The sequence below is a fragment of the Streptomyces albidochromogenes genome (assembly GCF_005981925.1).
Lineage (GTDB): Bacteria > Actinomycetota > Actinomycetes > Streptomycetales > Streptomycetaceae > Streptomyces > Streptomyces albidochromogenes.
This window is the reverse complement of record NZ_VBVX01000301.1, coordinates 1-7,504: the sequence shown is the minus strand read 5'-3', so window position 1 is coordinate 7,504 and position 7,504 is coordinate 1. Positions and strand designations below refer to the sequence as shown.

5 protein-coding genes are annotated in these 7,504 nt (G+C 72.7%); 2 read left to right on the top strand and 3 right to left on the bottom strand.

The window, feature by feature from the left end; all coding sequences use genetic code 11:
• Positions 1–40 precede the first annotated feature (40 nt).
• Both E2E34_RS27995 and E2E34_RS27990 read right to left on the bottom strand, forming a co-directional pair.
• Complete coding sequence (locus E2E34_RS27995) at positions 41–3,157, bottom strand: endo-alpha-N-acetylgalactosaminidase family protein (RefSeq protein ID WP_138904682.1); 3,117 nt, start codon at positions 3,155–3,157, stop codon at positions 41–43.
• A gap of 181 nt (positions 3,158–3,338) precedes the next feature.
• Positions 3,339–4,118, bottom strand: a complete 780-nt coding sequence (locus E2E34_RS27990) for a S1 family peptidase (protein WP_138904681.1) — start codon at positions 4,116–4,118, stop codon at positions 3,339–3,341.
• Between the two features lie 276 nt (positions 4,119–4,394).
• On the opposite strand from E2E34_RS27990, the gene E2E34_RS27985 reads away from it, so the two are divergent.
• A complete protein-coding gene (locus E2E34_RS27985; RefSeq protein WP_138904680.1) occupies positions 4,395–5,291 on the top strand; it encodes a hypothetical protein in 897 nt (298 codons plus the stop codon).
• Positions 5,292–5,314: 23 nt separating this feature from the next.
• Positions 5,315–6,844 carry an ankyrin repeat domain-containing protein gene (locus E2E34_RS27980; RefSeq protein WP_138904679.1) on the top strand — a complete coding sequence of 510 codons (1,530 nt, stop codon included), beginning with the start codon at positions 5,315–5,317 and terminating at the stop codon, positions 6,842–6,844.
• A gap of 203 nt (positions 6,845–7,047) precedes the next feature.
• Here the strand turns inward: E2E34_RS27980 and E2E34_RS27975 are convergent.
• Positions 7,048–7,504 (bottom strand): SDR family NAD(P)-dependent oxidoreductase (locus E2E34_RS27975; RefSeq protein WP_138904678.1); only part of this gene is annotated, 457 nt, incomplete at its 5' end.

The window sequence follows — 7,504 nt, the reverse complement described above, 5'->3', positions numbered from 1 at the left end:
GTCCGGTCGGTAAGGACCGGCCCTCCTTGCGCCGTGCCCCTTACACCTCGCGCACCTCGAAGGTGTCGAGGACGAACTCCGCCGTCCCGTCGTCGCCGGTCTTGCGCAGCCCGACCCAGGTCTCGCCGTCGTCCGGCGCGGTGAACTCGTAGCTCAGCGCCGTCGGTGCGGTGGCGGCGGGCAGCGCCCTGCGGTCGAGTTCCCGGGCCGCCGGTTCGTCGACGCCGGTGACCCACGCGTACTGGCCGGTTTTCTCGTTCTCGTAGCGGAAGGAGACCCGGTAGCGCCTGCCCGCCTCGAAGCGGACGGTGTGCTGCACGGTGCGGTAGACCAGCCCCTCGTTCTCACCGCGCGACTTGAGCGATTCGGTGCCGTCGACGACGTCGTCGATCGCTTTGCCGTTCCAGCCGCGCTGCGTGTACGGGGCGTGCCGCTGCGCGATGTGGGTGCGCGGGTCGGTGGAGCCGCCTGCGTCGCCCTTGACGAAGACGCCCCACCCCTGCGGCACGTTCTCGAAGTCCTCGAAGGCGACCGTTCCCGGCTTCGTGACGCGCTTCGCGCGAACGACCCGTACGTTGTCGAAGCGCACCCGTGCGTCGCCCGGACCGGCCCGCAGGGCGAGGTCCACCCCGCCCCCGCCGCCAGGCACGGTGAAGTACGTGAACATGCGCTGGAAGCGGGAGTCGTGCTTGCGGTCGGCGGCGACGAGGTTGACGGCCGTGGAGGAGTCGGTCCAGTTCTCCGCCGTGGTCCCGTCGGCGGTCCGGACGGTGAGCGCCGCCCGCCGCCGCTCCCCCGCCGTCGCCCCGACCTCGACCTGCACGGACGCGGCGTACGTGCCGGGGGCGAGGCGCGCGAGGCGCTGTGCGACGGAGGCGGCGCCGCCCGCACCGATGACCAGTTCGTGGTCGCCGATGGCGCTCAGCTCGACGGTGGCCGGCCCGCTGACCTTCCACCCCGCCAGGGTGCCCGAGTTGAACCCGGGGTCGTGCAGTGGTGTGCCCTGCCCCCAGCGCGGGTCGGCGGTCGCCGCGACGCGGGTGCGGTGGACGACGTACGGCTGCTTGGCCTCGGCGTCGATGACGACCCTGCCGGAGCGCACGGGCACCGCGCGGACGTACTCCCGGCCCTGGTCGGTGAGCCGGTGGAGGAAGACCTTCGACGCTCCCGCCCAGCCGCGCGGGAGGTGCCAGGTGCTGCTGCCGCCGGCCGGGTTGTAGTGGTAGAGCCGGTGGGGGTCGGTGGACTCGCGCGGCTCCCAGGGCAGCAGGTAGCGCCCCGCGTCGTACACGGTCCGTCCGTCGGTGGTGATGCGGCGTGTGCCGTCGGCGTCGCTCACGGACGTCCTGGTGGGGCCGAAGAAGGTGATCTCGTGCGCGCCCCAGGTCTTGATCGGGTAGGCCTGGAGGTACTTGGCGGGCAGGCTGTCGGTCCAGATCTGCTGGTAGAAGGTGTTCCAGTCGGTCTTGTTGACCCAGCCCTCGAAGTTCCCGGTGCGCGGGATGCCGAGGAGCGTCGGCCACTTGTCGGCGAAGACGTCCTTCTGGTGGTTGCGGATGAAGCGGATCAGCCGGGAGTTGATGCCGCGCGAGGTGTCGCCGCCGTAGTCGGTCTCTGTGGCCCAGTGCGACCACAGGGCCGAGCGTTCCAGGCCGTGGCCCCATTCGGTGGTGACCTGCCAGCCCTGTCGGCGCAGGGCGCGCTGCAACCGGTCCGAGGTCCAGCCGGACTCGCGGAAGACGTCGATGTAGAGCATGTTCAGGGCGGGGTCGGTCTCGTCCCGCAGGTCCTGGAAGCGCTGGACGATGTCGCCGGACACGAGGTCGCGCCGCTGGTCGATGCGGTAGCTCTGGTCGAGCCAGTCCCACTGCTCGTTGGTCTTGTCGACGAGGGTCTCGGAGAACGCGTTCGCGACGGGGTACGACTCGGTGGCGTTCACGTGAACGCCGAAATCGCTCCCCCACCGGCGTCCTTCGCGCACGAGTGTGTTGAGGTCGCCGAGGCCGCCGGCGCGTTTGTTGTGGTTGCCGGCGTAGTCGGGGTGGGCGGAGTCGTGGCCCTCCGACTGGTAGCCCTTGAGGAGCGTGTACTGGCGCAGGCCGTCCGTCGCGAGACAGATCCGTTTGACGTTGTCGAGCGTCATGAGGAACGGGTTGGTGGCCTGGCTGGCGAAGTTGAAGGGGATGTGCGGGACGACGCGCAGGTGCTGCTCGTCCGCGCCGAGCGGGTCGACCATGATGTCGCGGAAGGCGATGGCCGCGTCCTGCCAGTCGACGACGCCGTCGGCGTTGCGGTCCGCGGTGACGACGACGGTGGCGTACGGGAGCGGTTCGGTGACGTTCACGGGAGCGGTCGCGGCGCGGTGCGTCCACTGTCCGCAGGAGAGCTGCGCCTTGACGTACCCCTCCCTCCTGAGCGTCTGCCGCCACAGTCGGCCGTTCTCCCAGGTGGTGCCGGCCGCGCTGTCGGGCTTGTCGTACGACGTGTTGGTCTCGACGGCGCCGCCGAGCCGGTCGTGGGCGACGACGGCGTAGGCGCAGCCGACCGGGGCGGCGTCGGGGGCGGTGTCCGGTGTGAGTGCGACGAGGGTGTCGCCGCTCTTGGCCTTGTCGAGCTGCACGCGGGCCGCCAGCAGTGTGGCGCCGGGCTGGTCGCTGCGGACGGACAGGAAGGCCAGGGAGGGGATCTGGAGGGTGCCGACGCGCAGGGCCTCGGTGTCGGCGATCCTCGTGACGCGCCAGTGGACCTGTCGGCCGGTGACCCGGATCTCCACGTGGATCTCGGCTGCGCCGTCGAAGGACAGCACGTACGCGGCGAGGTCGCGGCCCGCGCGGGCGCTCACCGCGGGGGTGCGGGCGGTCCCGTCGATGAGTACGGAGGTGACGGGGTCCTCCTGCCCGTGCAGTACGGCGCCCGTGCCGCGGTCGGTGTACGACACGATCCTCGGGAAGCCGGCATCGACGCGCACCTCCAGTTCGGCGGAGCGCAGCACCGTCTGCCGTCCGGCGGCCAGGGCGGCGGAGGAGGGCCCGGCGAGGGCCGGGGCGGCGCCCGTCAGCGCGGTGGCGGCGGTGGCCGCGGTGACGGCCACCACGGTCCTGCGGCTCGGTCCGGAGTCTTGTGCGTGCACGCTCGCTCTCCTGTCGCTCGTCGGCATGGTGTGCACGCCAAGATGCGCCGGGAGGGGCGAGTGCGCCTATGGACAAAGGTGGGGCGGGTGTTGGACTAACGCGTCCAGCACCCGCCCGGTCCAGGCCGGTTCAGAGGTCACTCAGAGGTCGCTCAAGGGTCGCTCGGAGCCGGCTCGGAGTGCGTTCAGGGGTGGCTCCCCGGCGCGGTCAGAGACCCGCGGCAGCCGACTTGATGGTGGCCGCGAAGGTCGACACCTCGGTGTACACGCCGGGGTAGTTGGGACGCGCGCAGCCGTTGCCCCAGCTGACTATGCCGACCTGTATCCAGGCGTTGGCGTTGTCCCGGCGGAACATCGGGCCGCCCGAGTCGCCCTGGCAGGTGTCGACACCGCCCTCGGTGTAGCCGGCGCAGATCTCCTCGCCCGCCACGAGTTCGGGGTACGAGCGCTTGCAGCTGGTGTCGGAGACGAAGGGGACCTGTGCCTTGAGGAGGTAGCGCTGCTGGCCGCCGCCCTCCCGGGCCGCGCCCCACCCGGCGACGGTGAACGTGCCGCTGTTGTACGCCGTGGTGTCGGCGATCTTCAGGGTGGGCAGGTCGATCGGCCTGGCGAGCTTGATCAGCGCCCAGTCCTTGCCCGTGCCGTTGTAGCCGGGGGCCTGGAGGACCTTCGTGGACCTGACCTTGATGGCGTTGGAGCTCTGCAGGTCGACGACGCCGGCGGTGGCGGTGATGCTGGTGTTGTTGCCGGAGCCGTTCACGCAGTGGGCGGCGGTCAGCACGATGTCCTTGGCGTAGAGCGAGCCGCCGCAGCCCATCGAGAGCCGGACCATGAACGGGAACTCGCCCTGGGCGGCGCGGGTTCCGCCGACAACAGGGGGCGTGGCGGCGGACGCCGCGGACGCGCCGGCGGGCTGGATGCTGACCGCGGCGAGGATCACCGCGCCTGCGGCGGCACATCTCTTGAAGGCACGCAGAAGGTTCTTCAACGAATTGCCTCTCGTGGGAAACCGTGGGGGGTCGCTGTGCACGCGCACGACGGAACAGCGCCCACACCACCAAAAGATGGCATGAGCCCGTCAAGGCGTTGCTGGATTATGAGGAGCGGTACGCCCGGCCGACAAGGGAGCCATTCCGGCCACACCCCGCGCACGCGCCACACCGCCGCCGGCCCACTCCGCGCGCGCCGCGTCCGGCCCGGCGAATCCGCCTACAGTGGAGACCTGTTCGCCGTCGTGCCGGGACGAGTGGAGGTGAGGACGGACGTGACCACCGGGAGCGAGGTCGTGCACGGCTATCCGCACCTGGCGACCGTGCGGTCCGCCCTCGCGGCGCTCCACAGGCGGCTCTCGTACGACGGCGTGCACGCGTACGCCCCGAGCGTCCTGCCCGCCGACGTGGCCTTCTCGGACCAGGACGACCTGCACCTCGGCACCCAGCGCGTCGCCCGCGCCCTCGTCCACCACCTGCACCTGCCGGACGCCCGGATGATCGTGAGCTTCCGCGAGATGCGGCACGCGGCGAGCGTCGAGCTGGCGGCGGGGCCGGAGTACTTCATCGAGCTCAACGCGCGCTTCAGGACCCACCGCGAAGACATCGGGGCAGCACTCGCGCACGAGGTCACCCATGTGCTCCTGCACCGGCTCGGTCTCGCGTTCGAGGGCACCCGTGACAACGAGATCCTCACCGACACCGTGACGACGTACCTGGGAGCGGGCTGGCTGCTGCTCGACGCGTACCGCGAGCACGGCGAGTCCAGCCAGAAGCTCGGCTATCTCACCCCGGAGGAGTTCGGGTACGTGCTGGCGAAGCGGGCGACCGCCTTCGGTGAGGACCCCGCACCCTGGTTCACCAGCCCGCAGGCCTACACGGCGTACACGAAGGGACGCGCGCGTGCCCAGCACGACGAACGGCAGCCGCCGCTGACCTCGGCGGGCTGGGCGGGGCGCCGGCGGTACGCGAGGGAACGGCGCGACGCACAGGAGAACGGCAGCCGTGCGGACCGCGGTTCGTCGTCGTACGCCTTCGAGGGAGGCGGCCGCGACACCCTGCGCGTGTCGTTCCCGTGCCCCACCTGCGAACAGCGGATCCGCGTTCCCGTGAGCGGTCGGGTACGGGCGCGCTGCGCGCTGTGCCGCACGATTCTCGAATGCGACACGTGAACGCGCGCACGTAGGGTCGCACCATGACGAACGATGCTGCGGCGGCCCCGCAGACCCTGTTCGAAGCGCTGTACGACGACAGCGACGACGCCGTCGTACGGCTGCTGCGCTCCGGGGTGCCCGCCGAGTCCACCGACGACGAGGGCGCGACCGCGCTCTACCGGGCGGCCCTGCAGAACCGCCCCGGCATGGTACGGCTGCTCCTCGCGGCCGGCGCCGACCCCGACCGGGCGAGCGGCCCCGGGGCGGCGGACCTGCCCCTGTGCGGCGCGGCGGTCGGCGGTCACACGGAGGTGGTGGAGGCCCTGCTGGCGGCGGGAGCGACACCCGACCTGCGTGAGGAGCTGGACTTCACGGCGATGGCGTGGGCCGTCCGGCAGGGCCACGCCGACACCGTCGAGGCGCTCTTGGAGTACGGCGCCGATCCGGACCTCCCCGCTCCGGGGACGGAGCCGCCGCTGGTGCTCGCCGCACGGCGCGGGTCCACGGAGACGGTGCGGGCCCTGCTGCGGCACGGGGCCTCGGCCGTACGGGAGGCACTGGACGAGGCGCGGCGCCGGCTGGGGGCCGACGTGGAGGAGGCGCTGCGGGCAGAGCTCCTGGCGACCTTCGCGGACGGCTCCGGGGAACCGGGCGCGGCGCCGCCCGAGACGGTCACGAGCCGCATCGTGGAAGACGGCGGGGAGACCGTCGTCGTCGAGCTGCTGCGGGACGGCAGGACCACGGCCGGCGTCGAGCAGCAGACCGGTCACGCGGCGATCGCCACGCTCCTGGAGGAGAGGCTGGGCATCCGTACGCCCTTCGAGGAGCTCGCCGGCCGGGCTCTGAGCGGTGGCGATCCCGGACGGGACGAGTGGATGGAGGCCGTGGCCGCGCTGTGGCGGCGCGGCGACGAGGAGACGTTCCAGGCGGCGGCCGCGTGGTGTGCGAGCGGCGACCCGCTGCGGCAGGCGTTCGCGGCCGATGTGCTGGCGCAGCTGGGCTTCGAACAGGGGGACAAGCCGTTCGCGGCACGCGCCCTGCCGCTGCTGCGGGAGCTGGCGCGCGAGGCGGGGGACTCGGATTCCGAGCTGGCCCAGGCGGCCGTGCTGGCGCTCGGGCACCACGGCGACCCCACCGCCCTGCCCGAGATCCTGCGCCACGCCGGCCACCCCGAAGCGGAGGTACGTCACCGGGTGGCCCTCTCGCTCATCGGGCTCGTCCCCGCCGGCCACCGGGAGGGGGCGGCGGCGCTGATCGCGCTCAGCCGCGACCCCGACGACGAGGTGCGCGACTGGGCGACGCTGGCACTGGCCGGTTTCGACGCCGACACGCCCGAGATCCGCCAGGCCCTCGCGGACCGCTTGGAGGACCACGACCCCGACACGGCGGCGGAGGCGGCCGGCGGTCTCGCGGCGCGCGGGGATGCCCGGGCGGTCGACGCGCTGGCCCGGCTGCTGCGGGAGGAGGACCCGGAGGGTTACGCGTACGCGACGGCGCTGGAGGCGCTGGAGCACGTGAAGGACACGCCGACGAGGCGCCTGCTGGAGCGCACACCGCCGCGCCACCGATGAGCCCCGCGCGGGACCGGCCTCCCCCAGGCCGCTCTCCGTACGCGCCTGGGTACGGGCCGTCGACGCGCCCAGGAGCGGACCGTCCCACGCACCGGACCGGAAAGCCCCACCACGCGCGGGCCTCTCACGCACCCGAACGCACCTGCGTGCGAGCCGTCGACGCGCCCAGGAGCGGACCGTCCCACGCACCGGACCGGGGAGCCCTACCGCGCCCCGTACACCCCGCCGGGCGGCTCGGACTTCGTCAGCAGGCGCGACGCCGTCTCCCCCGCCTCCGCCGGGGTCCAGCGGGCGGCCTTGTCCGCGGTGGGGCCGGGACGCCAACCCTCCATGACCGTGATGCGCCCCGCCTCCGCCTCGAAGACCCGCCCCGTCACGCCCGCCGACGCCGCCGAGCCCAGCCACACCACCAGCGGCGATACGTTGTCCGGCGCCATCGCGTCGAACGCGCCGGCCGCGGCCGGTGGCGCCATCGTCTCGGCGAAGGTCCGCTCGGTCATGCGGGTGCGGGCCGCCGGTGCGACCGCGTTGACCTGAACGCCGTATCCGCGCAGCTCCTCGGCCGCGACCAGCGTGAGAGCGACGATCCCCGCCTTCGCGGCCGCGTAGTTGCCCTGCCCCACGCTCCCCAGCAGCCCCGCCCCCGAACTGGTGTTGACC